The organism is Caballeronia novacaledonica (assembly GCF_900258035.1).
Classification (GTDB): domain Bacteria; phylum Pseudomonadota; class Gammaproteobacteria; order Burkholderiales; family Burkholderiaceae; genus Caballeronia; species Caballeronia novacaledonica.
The window spans coordinates 1-569 of the sequence record NZ_OGTP01000071.1; the positions used below are offsets into that span (position 1 = coordinate 1).

Consider the following 569-nt stretch of genomic DNA (forward strand, 5'->3'; position numbering starts at 1 on the left):
AGTTCCGGCACGACCGTGAACAGATCGCCGACGAGACTGTAATCGGCCACGCTGAAGATCGGCGCTTCCGGATCCTTGTTGATCGCGACGATGACCTTCGAGTCTTTCATGCCCGCGAGATGCTGAATCGCGCCCGAAATGCCGACGGCCACATACAGTTGCGGCGCGACGATCTTGCCGGTTTGACCGACCTGATAGTCGTTCGGCACGTAACCCGCATCGACGGCCGCGCGCGATGCGCCCAGCGCCGCGTTGAGCTTGTCCGCGAGCGGTTCGAGCGTCTTCGTGTAGTTCTCGCCGCTGCCAAGCCCGCGTCCGCCCGACACGATGATGTGCGCGCTCGTCAATTCCGGACGATCCAGCTTCGTCACTTCGCGGCTCACGAACTGCGAGATGCCCGCGTCGGCGGCGGCTTCGATCTTTTCGACCGCAGCGCTTCCGCCTTCTGCGGCCGCTGCGTCGAAGCCCGTCGCGCGAACCGTGATCACCTTGACCGGATCGCTCGATTGCACCGTCGCAATCGCGTTGCCCGCGTAGATCGGACGCTCGAAGGTGTCGGCGCTATCGAC

The 569-nt window shown here is 64.0% G+C and carries 1 protein-coding gene; it reads right to left on the reverse strand.

Annotated features, from left to right (window positions below):
* A partial coding sequence (locus tag NOV72_RS31785; RefSeq protein WP_216858904.1) for an electron transfer flavoprotein subunit alpha/FixB family protein occupies positions 1-569 on the reverse strand: 569 nt, incomplete at both ends.